Origin of the sequence: Paraburkholderia sabiae, from assembly GCF_030412785.1 — a bacterium.
Taxonomy (GTDB): Bacteria; Pseudomonadota; Gammaproteobacteria; order Burkholderiales; family Burkholderiaceae; genus Paraburkholderia; species Paraburkholderia sabiae.
In genome coordinates, this window is the sequence record NZ_CP125298.1 from 269,659 (window position 1) to 284,187 (window position 14,529).

Annotated in this window: 17 protein-coding genes; 11 read left to right on the forward strand and 6 right to left on the reverse strand. The window is 58.4% G+C overall.

Annotated features, from left to right (window positions below; translation table 11 throughout):
* The first annotated feature begins 29 nt into the window (after positions 1 to 29).
* Positions 30 to 170 (forward strand): hypothetical protein, encoded by a 141-nt coding sequence (locus QEN71_RS43970; RefSeq protein ID WP_201657638.1) that lies wholly within the window; start codon positions 30 to 32, stop codon positions 168 to 170.
* 369 nt (positions 171 to 539) lie between these two features.
* Here QEN71_RS43970 and QEN71_RS43975 read toward each other — a convergent pair whose 3' ends face one another.
* Positions 540 to 1,670: an integrase domain-containing protein gene (locus tag QEN71_RS43975; protein ID WP_201657635.1), complete on the reverse strand. Its 1,131-nt coding sequence runs from the start codon at positions 1,668 to 1,670 to the stop codon at positions 540 to 542.
* Positions 1,671 to 2,923: 1,253 nt separating this feature from the next.
* On the opposite strand from QEN71_RS43975, the gene QEN71_RS43980 reads away from it, so the two are divergent.
* From QEN71_RS43980 to QEN71_RS43995, 4 genes are all read left to right on the forward strand, one after another.
* Complete coding sequence (locus QEN71_RS43980; RefSeq protein WP_201657632.1) at positions 2,924 to 3,943, forward strand: PRTRC system protein D; 1,020 nt, start codon at positions 2,924 to 2,926, stop codon at positions 3,941 to 3,943.
* Complete coding sequence (locus QEN71_RS43985) at positions 3,940 to 4,332, forward strand: hypothetical protein (protein WP_201657629.1); 393 nt, start codon at positions 3,940 to 3,942, stop codon at positions 4,330 to 4,332. Before QEN71_RS43980 ends, QEN71_RS43985 begins: the two co-directional genes overlap by 4 nt.
* A gap of 99 nt (positions 4,333 to 4,431) precedes the next feature.
* Positions 4,432 to 4,584 (forward strand): hypothetical protein, encoded by a 153-nt coding sequence (locus QEN71_RS43990; RefSeq protein WP_201657626.1) that lies wholly within the window; start codon positions 4,432 to 4,434, stop codon positions 4,582 to 4,584.
* Positions 4,577 to 4,807, forward strand: a complete 231-nt coding sequence (locus tag QEN71_RS43995; protein ID WP_201657623.1) for a hypothetical protein — start codon at positions 4,577 to 4,579, stop codon at positions 4,805 to 4,807. Before QEN71_RS43990 ends, QEN71_RS43995 begins: the two co-directional genes overlap by 8 nt.
* 71 nt (positions 4,808 to 4,878) lie before the next feature.
* Here the strand turns inward: QEN71_RS43995 and QEN71_RS44000 are convergent, their stop codons facing one another.
* From QEN71_RS44000 to QEN71_RS44020, 5 genes are all read right to left on the reverse strand, one after another.
* On the reverse strand, positions 4,879 to 5,100 hold the full coding sequence (locus tag QEN71_RS44000; RefSeq protein WP_201657620.1) for a hypothetical protein: 222 nt from the start codon (positions 5,098 to 5,100) through the stop codon (positions 4,879 to 4,881).
* Positions 5,101 to 5,181: 81 nt separating this feature from the next.
* A complete protein-coding gene (locus QEN71_RS44005; RefSeq protein WP_201657617.1) occupies positions 5,182 to 6,300 on the reverse strand; it encodes a primase-helicase zinc-binding domain-containing protein in 1,119 nt (372 codons plus the stop codon).
* A gap of 258 nt (positions 6,301 to 6,558) precedes the next feature.
* Positions 6,559 to 7,386, reverse strand: coding sequence for a hypothetical protein (locus QEN71_RS44010; protein WP_201657614.1), 828 nt, complete (start codon positions 7,384 to 7,386; stop codon positions 6,559 to 6,561).
* Positions 7,387 to 7,394: 8 nt separating this feature from the next.
* Positions 7,395 to 7,829, reverse strand: coding sequence for a hypothetical protein (locus QEN71_RS44015; RefSeq protein WP_201657611.1), 435 nt, complete (start codon positions 7,827 to 7,829; stop codon positions 7,395 to 7,397).
* A 96-nt stretch (positions 7,830 to 7,925) separates the two neighbouring features.
* The gene (locus QEN71_RS44020; protein WP_201657608.1) at positions 7,926 to 8,255 is read right to left on the reverse strand and encodes a hypothetical protein; all 330 of its coding nucleotides are present in this window, start codon (positions 8,253 to 8,255) and stop codon (positions 7,926 to 7,928) included.
* Positions 8,256 to 8,631: 376 nt separating this feature from the next.
* Between QEN71_RS44020 and QEN71_RS44025 the strand changes: the two genes are divergently transcribed.
* The 6 genes from QEN71_RS44025 to QEN71_RS44050 all read left to right on the forward strand — a co-directional run bounded on the left by QEN71_RS44025 (position 8,632) and on the right by QEN71_RS44050 (position 14,013).
* Positions 8,632 to 9,309 carry a nuclease-related domain-containing protein gene (locus QEN71_RS44025; RefSeq protein ID WP_201657605.1) on the forward strand — a complete coding sequence of 226 codons (678 nt, stop codon included), beginning with the start codon at positions 8,632 to 8,634 and terminating at the stop codon, positions 9,307 to 9,309.
* 341 nt (positions 9,310 to 9,650) lie between these two features.
* Complete coding sequence (locus QEN71_RS44030; protein WP_201657602.1) at positions 9,651 to 10,934, forward strand: hypothetical protein; 1,284 nt, start codon at positions 9,651 to 9,653, stop codon at positions 10,932 to 10,934.
* A gap of 17 nt (positions 10,935 to 10,951) precedes the next feature.
* Positions 10,952 to 12,184: a FlhC family transcriptional regulator gene (locus QEN71_RS44035; RefSeq protein WP_233472045.1), complete on the forward strand. Its 1,233-nt coding sequence runs from the start codon at positions 10,952 to 10,954 to the stop codon at positions 12,182 to 12,184.
* 15 nt (positions 12,185 to 12,199) lie between these two features.
* The gene (locus tag QEN71_RS44040) at positions 12,200 to 12,370 is read left to right on the forward strand and encodes a hypothetical protein (RefSeq protein ID WP_201657599.1); all 171 of its coding nucleotides are present in this window, start codon (positions 12,200 to 12,202) and stop codon (positions 12,368 to 12,370) included.
* Position 12,371: 1 nt separating this feature from the next.
* A complete protein-coding gene (locus tag QEN71_RS44045) occupies positions 12,372 to 12,764 on the forward strand; it encodes a hypothetical protein (protein WP_201657596.1) in 393 nt (130 codons plus the stop codon).
* 169 nt (positions 12,765 to 12,933) lie between these two features.
* Positions 12,934 to 14,013 carry a CAP domain-containing protein gene (locus tag QEN71_RS44050; protein ID WP_201657593.1) on the forward strand — a complete coding sequence of 360 codons (1,080 nt, stop codon included), beginning with the start codon at positions 12,934 to 12,936 and terminating at the stop codon, positions 14,011 to 14,013.
* The last annotated feature ends 516 nt before the right edge of the window (positions 14,014 to 14,529 follow it).

Here is a 14,529-nt window from a genome sequence, read left to right on the forward strand (position 1 = left end):
TTGGTGAGGCCAGCCACTGGAGAAAACGCATGTCACCCATCGACTATATCCGCGCTGCCTTTCGCCACCGCACAGAGCTCATGCCCGAGATTGCGACGGTATTCGCACTCGGTATCATCTTTACCTATCACGCTTTGACCAGCCCCGCGCTCGATTGGCTGTTTCGCTGAGTAGGCCGTGCGCTGTCTAGGGCAGCACGGACGGAAACGGCGTGGTGGTGCCGTCGTGACACCCGCTAAATCACTAGCGGCCACGCTTCGGACGTGATGTGGACACGTCCGGTCGAGCCGTTATGTGAGCATCCTGTCGATGCCGCAGGAAACCCCTGATTGACGCGCGAAGCTGCCCGCCCGGGGCTGCGCGGACCCCTGAGTGCCCATAACGTGTAATGGGCACTTCGCGACCACGAAATTTTCAACTCGTTGATTTCTCAACGTTTCTTGCGAGCCGAAACTGTAGCCACCTAAGCACGTCGACCGTTTTGTGGCTACAGTTCTGCCTTGGCCACGTGACTGTGAGCGACGTACTTCTCGCGGGCGTCACACTTTCTCCAGAAGTCGATACAGCGCCTGGCGCGAAATGCCCAGGGCGGCGGCGGCCTGACTCTTAATCCCCTTTGCGTCGTCAACAGCTTTCTCGGCCATCTCCCTCGTCATCTTTCGGGTCTTCGTTGCAGCGAGCGCGTTATGCGTTGAGAGGTAAGCGTTCGCCTTTGTCCTGCGACTGTGTCCAGCAGCCTCGACCACACGCTGCATTGCTTCGGCGTGCGCCTCCCGATCGACGCGTCCGGCCGATTGCTTGATCGGGGCCGGTACACCCGTCAGCCGTTCATACATCTGCTGCAGAAATTGATGCCGCAAACCGTGGCTGGTGACACCGATCCCGGAATTGATCACGCCGTGTTTTTCGAGGACGCGGTAGTAGCGGTTCTTCCACTGCTGTTTTGTCACGCCGTGCGGGATCATCGATCCGGTATACGGGTTGGCAAGATGCGCTGCTTCTTCGAGGACGGCCAGCTTGAATTCAATCGGCACAACGCGATCGCGCCCGCCCTTGGTGCCACGCGTGACACCAAGCATGCCATCATCGCGTACTGCCTCGGCCGGCCTTAGGAGAAAACTTTCTTCGACCCGCAGGCCGAATGCTGCCTGAAGCTTGAGCTGGATCGCGACGTATGGCTCAGTCATGGCGATCTCTTCGATCTTTGCAGCGGCGTCAATACCGTTCCCGTCCCACGACTTGTCCTCGAGAGCCACATACGACCGCACGAGGTTGCTCGACTCGCGATCCGCATAATCGGCAAGTGTGCCAACAAGATTCGGCTTTTTCATCCATCCAGCAAGCGCCCGCAGATAGGTGAGCTTGTTCTCAATCGAGCCGCCGCTCAGGCCCGCTTTGATCCACAGATTAACCAGAGCCTGAACATGCTTCTGCTTGAGCGCATACGGCGATTGAAGCGCATACCCGTTCTGCCTCAGTTCCCCGAACGAACGGCAAATCTGCTGCGTTCGGTAGGTCTGCGTCTTGATCGACAGCGGCTTGGCGCTGATTCTGGTACGGCTATGGACGCGGTCTACATTGTTCAGGAACAGCTCTTCCAGTGCGGCCTTGAAATCCGCAGGCAGACGGTAGTCGCGCAGCACTGCGCGTACATTCAATATCGCTGCCATCGTCGGTCTCCCTATATTCAGTGCAAACGCGGATGCTTCTACGAGGCGATACTCCCGCCCCTTTACTCCGCACTTTTTCGTCTCGCAGCGTCCGGAACCTAGGGAGCCTATCCCCCGAGCCAGTGTGGCGCACCGCGCGTTGCGTAACCCCGCCGGGCCCTGCCTTCCTGTCCTTTAGCGATTCCATTCGATCAGCCCCGCACGTGGAAGAAACGTGCATCGACTGTCCGTCTGCTGCCTGCTGCCAGACACCGCGCTTGCGCGTGATCCCTGCCACCAGAAGTGCTGCGTTGCGCATCCGCGAACCGGATCTGCCTTTGCAGAGTCCATCGTCGTTGATTGCATCCGCCGCTTCCCGCTGGTCGGGCCCGAAGCGTCTTCGCTCCGCGAACCCGGCTATGCCGCAGCTACGGCTACCGTGCCGGCCTCCGACGCGCTTCCGCGTGCCGTGGGCGCCCGTCTCTCGACCCGCGCCGCTGTGGCCATCCTGCCCCGGTAATTCCTTTTGCGCATTTTTGTCTCCGGCTGCGCCTACCGTTCGTCTTCCGTACAGGGACATGCTCGCCTTAACTGGCGTGCACATACCCCCACCCCCAAGTCCGTTCATTCGCCGCAGTAGTAGGTCGGGCTTCATGTAACGAGTCCCAGCTTCGTGTGCTGAAAGGGTGTGTCCATGCTCTTTGAGCGTAGTTCGTTCTGGCGTCCAGACTGTCCGACTGTCCGCCCGAACTTCCGCTCAAATTGCAAATTCGGGCAAAACCGCCCGCTAACCCAATGGATATCGCGTGTCCGGTGTCCTCAAATTGCGCCGGATTGCTTTTGATTTGAATCAGAAAAAGGCCGCATCAGATTGCGGCCTGTGACAGAAGGGGATTTCGCCAGGCATAGCGATTCCCTTCAATGATGAAACTCAAGGTCGATGCGCAGTTCGCGCGGTGGGTACGTGGAGATTAACGGGGTCGCTTGACACGCGGTGCCGCGAAAGCTGCGTAAATGTTGCGAGCTTTGATTCCTTGACTTCATTCCCAAGTCGCTAGAGTTGGAACGTCACAAGGAGCTTTGGCCCAAGGTTGGTCCGAATACGGGCCAACCGGAACTCCAAGGAAGCTATCTGGCGAAGCGTTGAAAGTGGCTCGGGCCAAGCTTGGACCCAATGCCATATTCGCCATAGCCCTTTATTCAACTTCGGGTCAAACATGGCCCAAGCTTGGCCCAAGCAACGTGACTTGATCTAACAACTCTGGAGAGAGCAAATGAAAGTATCGGTTTTTGCAGTCGACGTCGGATATGGAAACACCAAAAGCGCATTCCGCATGGGTTCTGACATTGCGACCCAGATGTTCCCGTCTCTGGCGCCTATTGCAGTAAGCGACGCGGTGTCGGGCTTCGGCCAAGGCGTGCTGCATGCACGCAAGGTCGCGCCCATCGAGGTCGACGGCGCAACGTACGAGATAGGGCCCGGTGTCGAACTGTCTTCGGCATATGGCAACGCAGGGCGTACCTTGTCGGAAGACTTCTGCCTCACGCCCAACTATGCGGCACTTCTCGGCGGCTCACTCTATTTCGCAGGGGTGACGGAGGTCGAGCGCATGGTGCTCGGGCTACCCGTCCATAGCATCACGAAGTATTCTGCGCATCTGCGCGACGCGTTCACCGGCACCCTGAACTTCGGCCACGGCCCGGTCAAGGTAGGCTCCGTCAAAGTCGTCCCCCAGCCGCTCGGCTCCCTCGTGTCATTCTCTGAATACGGCGGCAGCCGGTTCGATCGCGAGAATGCCCATCTCGTGATCGACGTCGGCTATTTCACGACTGACTGGGTCGTTGCGCATGGCTTCACAATGAACGATCGCCGCAGTGGCGGCGCACCGGGCGGCGCATCGCATGTCTACAAGAGCATCGCTTCCTTGATTGCCAAGCAGGAAGGTGAACCGGTCGACGATATCGAACGCATCGACAAGTGCCTGCGCGAGAAGAAGCCCATGCTGTTCTATGGCAAGGATATCGACCTCGTTCCCTTTCTCGACCAGTCACAGGCAGTCGTCAATTCCACGGTCAAGGAAATGCAGAACAGGGTTGGTCGCACAGCTGACCTTCGCTCGATCGTCCTCACCGGCGGCGGTGCAGGCCTGTACGAACCGGCGATCCGCGCTGCTTTCCCGCGCGTTCAGCTCGACGTCCTTGACGCGCCCTGCTACGCAAACGCGAAAGGCTTCCTGATCGTCGGTGAATCGACGCTCGCACGTGAGCGCAAGACGATGGGAGTCGCCGCATGAATGAGGTCACGCTGGTCAAGGTGACGCTCAACGAAGCGACCGACCCTGATCTGTATGCCTACATCATGCGGTTCGACAATCCGCGCGTGCGTGCTGGCGCCATCAGAGCGCTAGCGAGGGCAGCTCTCAGCGGTGATCGCAGCCATTCGGCTGGGGATCCTATTCCGGCGATCGAACTGCCGCCCGTAGCGATGCCTGGGCTCACAGCTCAGTACGGCAGCCGTGACATGCAGACGAACGCGGCCGCGAGCAAGCCGGATCTCCAATCCCATCCCGATCCGATCGCCAGGCGCGAGACGGCAACCACGCCTTCTACCGATGCGAGCAGCGCGGGCAACGGGAGACGGTTTGACACGGACGCGATTGCTGACCAGTTCGCGCAATTCTGATCACGGCCGGCGAACTTGACTTCGCGTAGTATTTGCGAAGATAGGTCATCGGCTGTTCAGCACTTCGCTGCCAGAGCCTCAACCTAACGGAGTCACACTGTGGAACTCTTCAACGCACTCGCGCAGGCCGATTGGACGCGTGCCGCGCGCTTCTGGCTTCTCGCCGCAGCGACGCTCGCTGCGTTGGAGTCCGCTTATCATTTCCGTGGTGTGCTCAATGCATGGTTTCGCAAAGGAGGCGATCATGTTTGAAAGGTTTATGAGCCTCTCGCCTGCCGGTCGTCGAGTGGTCATCTCCGTTGCCCTGTTTGCGATCATGTTCGTCGACGTGTTGCTCCCTAAATGCGATTTCACGGTTGGACTCTTTCTGGTGAGCGGCCTTGGTGGCATCTGGGCAATGGGTCTGATGCGCCCCATCCTGCTTTTCCTCTTTTTCGTGGTGAGGGCTGTCCTCCGCTACAAAGCCATCGATTAGTGTTGTACCTGCCCGCCTTTCCTGCGGACGAAAAAAAACCCGGCAAGCCGGGTTTTTCTTTATGGGGTTGGTTAATGCAATAACGAAACGCCTTGCGCGCGCGCCTGATGGCGAATGCAGTAGAACCATGCATCATCAAGATCGACACCGACCTTCTCAGGCTTGACGTTGCCTCGCTGGTGACGGTCGATCACATCGTAGGCGATCGCTTCCGACTTACCGACGCGTACTGAGCCGTTTTTGACGCCCGACGTTGCAACGATCTCAAACCGGCCAACAATCATCGTGAACATGCTTTTCTCCATTGAAAAAGCCCGACGGATTGCGGCCCCGATGGGGACGAATCCCCACCGGGCGGTTTAAGAAACAACACTTCAGCGGGGATGCCCGCGTTCAATCAAACATGCAGCGCCTGACGCTCCCTGCCCGCTCCAAGGAGGAGCGACGAGAGCACGCGGCGCGGTGTTGGACGCCAACCACTCGTCTGCGAAATCGGTCCCTCGCACCTTGGGCCGATGAATGATCACCGTGTACCCTTCCGCTCGAAGCCTCTTCGCGAGAATCAGCGCCGAATCCATCCCGGGCGACTTGCGCGTCTTGGGATCGACCACATCGAAGTCCGCGAAAATATGCACAACGCGGATGCCGAGGCCTTCCGGCACAACGAAATCCGAAAGAAGGTTTCTGTTCAGGCAGTACCAGACTGGCACGCCGAACATCATGTGCGCGGCGAGCACTGTCTCTAGGCCCTCTCCTACTCCGATTTCGCCGTTCACAGGCTCCATCAGCCGGACTGCGCCGCCGTTGAGCTTGTTCACGGTGACGTCGTTCATCTTCGACGGCAGGACTTCACCATCGTTAGTGATGATCGTCGCCTTCGCGGGCTTCGACCGATCGAGGAAAGTTCGGTGCAGCGTGCCAAGCCGGCCGTCGGGCAAGATGAACCGGGCAACAATCCCGGGCCACTCGCCGAGCACCTTCTTCTCATGGCGATACTCGAGCATGCCGAGCCGTAACGCAGACGACGGCGCAACGGCAAGACCGGGAACGCGCGAGCGCAGGTAGCGGGAAACAAGATCGTCGCGACCATTTGCAACGGCCTTTTCCCACATCGAATCGAGCCGCTTTTGCGCCCATGCCGGGTCTGCCTTTCGGCCAGGAGCCGGCGCGGACTTCCTGCCAGCGTCGATTGACACGACAGCAGGTAGACCTCCGTTGAGCTCGAGCATCAGTTTCCAGAAAGGGATTTCCGCGCTTTTGCAGATCAGTTCGAAGCCGTCACCGGCTTTGCGATCACCGCCATTGCATTTCCGGCAAACCCAGTCGCCGCGGCCGCGTCGATTGTCATAAGTGAAGCGGTCGTTACCGCCGCAAATTGGGCAAGGCGATCCCTTTCCCGTCAGTGAACTTGCGGGCACTCCATACTTCTGGAGCAACGCAATCCACTGCTCCGGGGACAGCTTGGGAGGCGGCTTGATATCTTTATCAAACATTTGTCACTCCAGGTTGTGGTGTGGTTGAGGTCGATGCCTTCGAAAAGGCGGTAAAACCGTTGCTCAAAAAAGCCGTCCAGGAACGCGAGGCGCGCACCGGATCGAACGGCTTTTTTCAGCAAGGATGATCGGATTGAAGAAGTGGGAAGATCTCGCCTTCGTCGCTCTGACCGCCCCCCGCAGGGAAGGTCGGAGCAACGAAGGTGAGGTGATACAGGATCGATGGTGAGAGTCTTCGGGATCAGTGCCGAGAGCCGATCACTTCTTCGTGATAGACCACAGCCACTTGTCCCAAAGAATCTGGGCACCCGACGCATCGAGCTTGGGCCGACCATCATTGCCAACGGCTGGAACCTTGGTTTTGCCAAGGCGCCGGACCTCGACACGATCGCCAATATGGCAGCGCGCTTCGGCGATGGCTTCACGCAGTCCCTCGCCCTGCAGAACGTGCTGGCCTCCGCGTTGTTCAAGCGTCAGGCAGAAGGAGACATATGTCTTCCCCGGGCGTTTTCCATCCGGAAACTCCTTCTCGCCCCACTCTCTCACCTTGCCGTAGTGCGGGCGTTCAGATCGATGGGCCTGCGGTGTCTTTTGGGGTGACTCCAGTGCCGGTGCATTGTCGATCACTAACGGGACAGGTTGGACATTCGCTCCGGCGCGCCCACGCGAACCAGGATGGGCATGCTGTGAAGTGCTCGCTACCGGGATGTCGGCAATCGGGTCGTCTGTCACGTCTGTCACGTCTGCCCGTGCGGACCGGATCGCTTCTGCGATCGCTTCCAGCATCGAACATTGGTGCTCGCGCAGAACAGCCCAGTGCGGCTCTAGCGCCGGTATCAGCTTCATACCGACTGATGTCTCGCGCAGCTCGTAGTCGAATGTCGGGTGGAACTGGACAACGACGTCGCCCTCATCGCGAAAGAGCCGTGCCTGCCCGGCGATCACAACGTGACGCTCGTTATCCGCGCCGCGCCCCACTTCAACGGGAGACGGCTGCGAAGGCGCTGAAGGGGCTGCCGAGCGCGTTGGTTCCGCAGCGCCTCCAAACAGGCCATCGAACATCCGGCCGAAGGTAGATGTAGTCATCACATCTCCTACAGCAGGCTGCCGAAACAGCTATGACGGACGTCTTCCATGTCCCGCTTGAGCAGCGGATTGCTCATGATGAGGTCCTGGAGGATCTCCGGGTCGACGCCATTTATGAGGCAGACATACCGGTATGGCAAGGCACCGTCCCAAAATTCCATCACCCAACCGAGAGTCGCGCGATAGTCTTCCATCTCCAGCTTCTTTCTGTTTCTGAGTCGCTCGCTGAACAGCGTGCAGCAATCCATCAGCGATTCGGGCATGTTGTCACCCCGACGACTGTCGGTCGCGAGACTGATTAGTGCGTCGACCATCTTCTCCCGCACGCCCTCGCTCCAGAACTGCGGATCGGGAAGCGGATCGACCTTTGCCGGTGGAGGCGCGACGATCGGCGATGCTCCGCCGAACATGTCGAGTTGCCATGCCGCAATTTCATTTTCCATGGGATTTCTCCGTTGAACGGGAACCCATGAGCCCGCAACGGGTTGGGTTCCCGTTGGGGTGACGGTGCATAGACGCCCCAAATGGGCGTCTATGCGTTACAGGCCAGCAGACTTGTCGTCCGTGCCCGTTTTAAGAGGAGCAACGACAGGCGACTTTGCGTACTGTCGTTTGATAGGCGTAACCGTAGCGGTCACGTTTTCGTCAGGCTTTGCTTGAGGCGTTGCGGCCGCTGGCGTTGCCTTGGCATCGCTAGCCTCAACATCTGCTCGATGCGCATCGCGGATCGACTTCTTGATCCACACTAACACCATGTAGCCAACGAACAGAGTTGCAAAAAACGAATGGGCCGCGAAATACAACCCGATACAGACAAGAAGGAACGACAGCGGCGTGCGCGTCGCTTTCGCAACAAACTGATTCGGCATTTTTCTCTCCAGAAAAATTAACGCACTAGGGGATGTCCAGGCTGGTCAGCGCTGGAGGGGTTTCGATGCTCGGGTGAGCAGGGAAAGCTGATGCGCGGAGAGACGCTTTCGTCACGGCTTAGCCGAGCCGTGGCGAAAACAGCAATCAACGAAGGGAGAGAACTTGAGAGGCAGGGATGCAAGCGCGGCTCGCAGAGCCTGTTTTCGATGCGTAGGAAACGCGGTGGTTAATTGAAATTTACGGCTCTGCGCGCATAGCGTGTGCGGGAAAGCTGCGAAAAACGTACGCTCTTTCGCGTCCGATCCCAATTCGCAATTTCTGGCGCCTTGACTTCACAACCGACGTTTCCAGTTCAACACCGACGAAGGCACCGCGATGTTCCTCGAGATAGCATTTGCGATAGGCGTCGCCTACCAGTTAGTCCGCCGCTTTAAGAAGCCCACCAACGTCACCCGGCAAGGGCTGAAGCCTTTGAGCCGCGCGGAAGCGCTGGGCGCACAGGGCGAGGCAGCAGCGCACGCAAAGTTGAAAGAGACGCTGGAATGGCTCTGCGGTTCGGATTACGTCCTGCTGGGTGCGCCGCTGATTATCGAGCATGCGCAAGGCACAGCGTTTCCGACCGCCGAGATCGATCATCTCGCCGTGACTCCATTCGGAATCTTCGTATTCGAGACGAAGAACTGGTCAGGCAGGATCGCTCCATCGACCGCGCAGGGCATGCTCACACGCGTTGGCGCCGATCTGCGCGCGGTAGATCGCCGGTCCCCTATAGCGCAGAACCGGACGAAGATCGAATTTTTCCGCTTGAACCTGCCGCCCGTCTGGCCGGTGACGGGTGCTGGCCTCTTCACGTCGCCCTTGGCAACGCTGGATGCCGCACTGCACTCCGATCTGCTGACCCTCGCCGACCTGCCGCAATGGCTGCGCGCAAGACGCGAGGCATTTGCCGGACTGCGACCCGTCGACGTTCAGAAAGCGATGGCCGCCGTGACCCTGCTGGTGCGAAGAAGCGAGACCGACCTGCGCGACCACAAGGCACTCGTGAGCAGGTAATTTTTTCCTTGTCAACTAGACTATACCCTCGAATTTCCTACTAAATGTTTCCGATATGTGACCGTTAAACGATTACGCCCGCCGGCATTCCGGTGCATCAAAGAGAAAAGAGCAGTCGAAAACCCCCTCTTTCCAGGAATCGGCTGGTTTTTATCAGCTTAATCTTCGTTACATATGTAACGACCTGCCTGACGCCGCAGAGAAAAGAAAGAGTCAGGAAGTCGTCGTTGCGTTCCGACGCCGCTCGATAGCCGCAAACGCCCAAGCTGGTCACCCTTGGCAGTAAAGGGCTGTTGTTTGTACGACCGGGGTGGTCGTGTATTTAACTGTTGGAGAGAACAATGCAAACAAGCAAGACATCCAGCACGGAAATCAAGCTCGCAGGCAGGCCGCCTGTAATAGCAGCCGTGCATGACGTTACGAAATTTGATCCGCTGGACGAGCTCGTATTCAGCTTGCAGGATCCAAACGCCGTCACGCGCAACAACATCGCGAACGCCGCACAAAAGATTTTTGGGGCGGGCCCCGAATCGGCGGACTTCATTGCAAAGCTCGTCGAGCACATGATGTCCGTTTCGGAATCGCGGTCGAAAGTGGTCGCCGAACTGGTCATTCTGGGCGGACACCTTTCGCAAATGATGAAGTCCGCGATCACCCACCACACCGGCAAGGTCGGCGACTCGATGAAGGCGCGAAGAAAAGGCGCGTCGCTCTGCCTGGACTTTTTCCACGAGGCTCTGAGTATCACCCGCCCAAGCGCTTACAACTACATGCGCTGCCATCAAAGATTTGCCGACGATGCTGAGGCCGTGAAGATCTTCAGCTTCGGCGAACTCAATCTGCTGGCCACTCCGGAAGTGACTGACGAACAGATCCAGCTCATTAAGGAAAAGAAGAACGCAGACCCCAAGATGGGCCGCGAAGACGTTGCGGCGATGCTCAAGGAGCTTCAGTCCAAGGACGAAGCGATCATTGACCGCGACAAGCAGCTGGACAACCTCGAAGGCCTGCTTGCGGACAATAAGCTCCAACTGGATGTCAGCGTGCGCGAAAACCGCCATCTGATGGAGCAGTTGGCGGGACATGAGCGCAACCTCGCCGAACAGGACAGAAGCATTGCGAACCTGCAGGAATTGCTTGCGCAACGGTCCTCCGGCTATCCCGCGCTGGAGCAGGAACTTGCGGCCAAAAACAAGGCGCTTACCGAGACAACCGCCGAACTGATGGCGATGCGCGCGGCGAAACCCAAAACGGAGCGCGTGGAAGTTCCCGTCGAAAAGCTCCCTGACGCTTATAAGAACCTCTCAGACGCCTGTGCGGATGCGATGGTCGAGTTGAGAAGGCTTGAAGAACGAAAGGATGGACTCTCAAACGAGATCGAGAGTCTCCGCGCCAACGTTGCGGCGCAGCAGTCGGAACGCGAGGCTGCCACAGCAGTAAAGAACGCACTTGACGATCTCACAAACGCGTGGGGCGAGGTGTCCGGAAAGATGGCTACCGTTCAGCTTGCAGTTCAGGCGTCCAGCAACCCCGAACAGTACAACCCGACACTCGAAGCGCTCGGCGCAGCAATGCGCAAAACGCTGTCTGAAGTTGAAGCTGCGCTGAACCGCAAGGCGCACTAGATCAAACTGTGCTCGGGGTGAGCGACGCTCCGTCGCTCGTGAGTGAACAAGAAAAAGACAAAATCATGCAAAAACAAATGCGCGGCCAAAGCGAGCCGACCAACCTTCTGCTTTCGGCCTGGTTAGTCGAAAAAATTCAGCGCGCCAATTTTGGTCTGACCGACTTCATGCGCCGCGCGCTCGCGGCGCACCGTCAGATGGAGAACGTGTTCGCCCTGTCGCTGCCCGACATGGAAACGTTCGAGAAGTACATCGGTGCAAAGGCGACTCTCATGAATATGCCGTTCATGGCGCTCGCGCCGGTTCTCGACGATCCACGCGACTGGGAATCCTTCGTCGACGGCGTGATGTCCTCGCAGAAGGTCGAGGCGTTGACGGAGGCCATGCCACGCCTCGATCAGATCACAAGCCGGGACATTTACCACTACAACCAGGCATATGTGCAACTCATCAAGGACGTGTTGCACATGAACATGCTCGCGGTGCCTTTGCTTGGCGTCTCGATTGAACTTGCAAACTACCTCAGGCAATTGCCGATGGCCCGTCTCGAAAAGGCGATCGGCTCCATCCGCTTCCCGCTGTTCCGATGGCGCTTCGACGACCCGAACTTCTGGATGGAATATGCAGCTGGATGGGTGACGGAAGAAACGGTTGCCCACTATCTCATGCGCACATCGCCAGTTCGCACCGACAGCCTTCCCTATAAGCACATCTGGACAGATCTGCGCCTCGAGCGTGAAGACAAGGAAATCTACGCGCGTCTCATGATGGCGCAGGGATGCCGTGCATCGACCGCGATCGACCTGTTCAATCTGAACCCGAACAAGGCGCGGACGACCTACAAGGACATTCACGGTGTGAGCTCGCCTTGCGGCTGCCGAGCAAATTCTCTGCCTTGGTACGTCGATAACGCCGTGCGCCGGCTTCAGGCGACCGTCTACGTCTGGTTGTATCGAAACGGCCTGGCTGCTGGCGGAAACATCCCGCAGTCGTTGATCTCAGCGAACGACATCATGGCGAAGATGTTCGGCAAGAACCTGATGATCACAGCCGATCGCGCTAACCATTTGACCCGATCGATGGCCATGGACTCGCGCCTGACGATCGCCGCGTGCCGCGGTTGCTCAACGGACTACGTGCTTTCGAACAGTGAAGGAAAGATCGAACTGGCGAAAGACTTTTCCTGCCCTGGCTGCAACTATTTGCTTTCAACGAAGGCCCAGGCGAGCAAGCGCAAAACGTCCATCTGATTGAAGGAGACCGACATGCCCGAGACATTTCCTGTAGAAGCTGGTTGGGTAGTCTTTTCTCGTGACGGGCGCGCTCAATTCGGCTGGCGTGACCCAGAAACGGGATCGTTCCACTCCGAAGCAGACGGCGAACGCATCGCTGACGCCGTCGGAGGGGTCGAGTTTTTCTCCGACGTCATGCACTGAAATGCAAGACTTCGCCCATCTCTTCAGCGATAGCGTCGCGGCCTGGCTACGAGGCCGTGGCGACTTCCGCTTCCAGCGATACGAACGCCATTACCTTGCCGGTCGTTCGGCCGCGCAGGACGCAGGAAGCTTCGATCTCGAGCGATCCAACGAACAATACGCAGCAACGTGCCGCCGTAAGAGCAGCTATCTTGCCGTCATGGTTGACAGCAAGGTATTCAAGCGTCTTATGCCCTTTCTCATAGTGCTTTGGGGCGGATCGCTGTTGCTACCAACGATCGGGAAATCCCAGCCAGTCGCAGCGGGCGTTGTGCTTCTTGGTATTTTTGTTGCACTACGCATCAAGGCCCGCAAAGGAAGCGCACGCGGCCGCCAGCAAACGGTTGCGCGCTAACAACGAAGCGTTCAGACAGATCCTTACCCGCCATTACAATGCGTCGCGGACCGTAAACCATAACGAGCGCAAGTCAGGCGTGTCTGCCTTGACTTCGAAATGCGCTCGATAAGATGAAAGTACGGTTGTGCAAAGGGCACAGCCAACCACCACTCCGAGGAAGTAGAAGATGAAAAAGAAGCCTTATGTACTGACCGCTCTTTCCTTTGCCGCTGCACTCGCCCTCTCGGCGTGCGGTGGTGGCGGCGGCGGAAGCCCGACAACCACCACTGCGCCCGTCACGCCTCCGGCCAACACCGGGGGCAATCTCCAAACCAGCGTCCCTCCCGCGACCTACACGGGCGGAACGATGCAGGCGCAAGCGTTTTCGCAGCTGAACGCGTACCGCAGTTCGATGGGTGTCGGCCTCTTGGCCCAGGACACAACGCTCGACACGGCGGCTCAAGCCCACGCGCTGTACCTGAACACGAACATCGGAACGGGCGCTATCACGGGCCTGTCGCACAATGAACTGTCGTCGCTGCCTAATTATTACGGTGACACGGCACTGAGCCGCGCTCAGAAGGCTGGCGCACCGGTTACCGAATGGATCGCCGAGGACGTCGCCGGCGGCATCCCGCAAGCGGACGCAGCTTCGTATGCGAAGAACTGCCTGAGCCGTCTGCTCGACACGGTGTATCACCTCCAGGATCTGACGAGTAGCGTGGAAAAGATTGGTATCGGCTTCACGCAAAACTCGGGCACGTATGTCGACTACACCTGCTCGCTCGATTTCGGTGAAGTGACGAATGTGGTCGGCGCGCCGCAGGCTAACGCGGTCTACATCTATGGTGGCCAGCAAATGCCGACGGACGCCGTGGCCGTGTCGCCGTTGACGAACGACACGGGCGTTGAACTCGCGATGACCCCTGAAACAACGAACCCGGCTCCGGATCTCGCAAACCCCGGCCGTCCGATCATGGTTCGCGTCAACGCTGCGTCACCTGGTGACGTGCTGACCGTCAGCAACTTCACGCTGACGGCAGCAAACGGTACGCAGGTGCCAGCGCGTATCATCGTATCGAGCGCCGCACTGGCAGGTTCGACGGGTGCAACGGCCGACGTGAACAACAAGTTTTATCCGGGCGTCGCGATCCTGCTGCCTCTCGCTCCGCTCTCCGCAAATACGACCTACACGGTTTCGTTTTCCGGAGCACGAGATGGCAAGGCGCTGAGCAAGACGTGGAACTTTACGACCGGCGCGAGCTAATCGACCGGCATAACGAAGAAAAAAAGCCGACCAGGGCGACCCGGTCGGCTTTTTTCTTTCACGCAGCTTCGCGGTCTAACCGGTTAGTGGTTGCAGTTGCCGCCATTCCCGGTGTTGGACTTCACAATAGCAGACCCCAAGTAGTGGTGATCGACGCTGCTGAAATAGCACAACCCTTGATATTCATTGGTGTCGCGGCAGGTGAGGGAATAGGTCGGTCCCGTCATGTACCATGCATATACCAGTTGCCCCTCGTACGGGTTATTCTGAGTTCCTGTGAGCAACTCTGGCCAGGAGACCAGCGGCGCTTGAGCCAAAAGCCCCGAGTATCCGGGTTGCGCGAGCCTTGGCGTGCAGAAGCCAACAGGATCAGCGTCATCCGATGGCGGAGGAGCAGGCGGATTGCACGTCGGAGGTACCCATGATGAGCCAGTCCACCACGGCGACGAGGCTTGGGTATAGCCAGGCGGACACGATGGCGGGGGCGCGTAGTTACATTGCGGGGCGGACCACTGT